The sequence below is a fragment of the Megasphaera sp. AF13-6AC genome (genome assembly GCF_027685385.1).
In the GTDB taxonomy this organism is placed as follows: domain Bacteria; phylum Bacillota; class Negativicutes; order Veillonellales; family Megasphaeraceae; genus Megasphaera; species Megasphaera micronuciformis.
The window spans coordinates 1-645 of the sequence record NZ_JAQCUN010000310.1; the positions used below are offsets into that span (position 1 = coordinate 1).

Consider the following 645-nt stretch of genomic DNA (forward strand, 5'->3'; position numbering starts at 1 on the left):
TGGGCGGACGCATTAACATGATTATGCAGTCGGCGTTCTTCAAGTTGTCCGAGGTTATTCCCGTAGATTTAGCTATCGAAAAATTGAAAGAAGCGGTCGTAAAATCGTACGGCAAAAAAGGGCAGGAAGTCGTTAACAAGAACTATGCGGCTATTGATGAAGGCCTTAACAATATTGTTAAAATCGATGTTCCCGCATCTTGGGCCGACGCTGTTGATGAAGAAATCGATATGTCCGACCATTCCGAATTCTATAAGAAATTTGCTTTGCCGACCAATCGTCTTGAAGGCGACGACCTGCCTGTAAGTATTTTCGACGGCTTTGAAGACGGACACTGGCCGACAGGCACATGTGCCGAAGAAAAACGCGGCGTGGCTATGTTCGTTCCCAGTTGGGATAATGAAAAATGTATCGGTTGTAACCAGTGCTCCTTTGTATGTCCTCATGCAGCTATTCGTCCTTTCTTGTTAACTGATGAAGAAGCGGCTAAGGCTCCGGAAGGATATACGAATAAGGTTATTAAGACGGCCGGAGACTATAAATACAGCATTGTAGTTTCCGTCATGGATTGCCTCGGTTGCGGCAGTTGTACGCATGTTTGCCCGAAACAGGCCTTGACTATGAAACCCTTCGATGAAGAACAAC

Annotated in this window: 1 protein-coding gene; it reads left to right on the forward strand. The window is 45.7% G+C overall.

Annotated features, from left to right (window positions below):
- Positions 1–17: 17 nt before the first annotated feature.
- Positions 18–645, forward strand: a 628-nt coding sequence (locus PGX78_RS09070; RefSeq protein ID WP_270446636.1) for a 4Fe-4S binding protein, incomplete at its 3' end; no start/stop codon positions are given.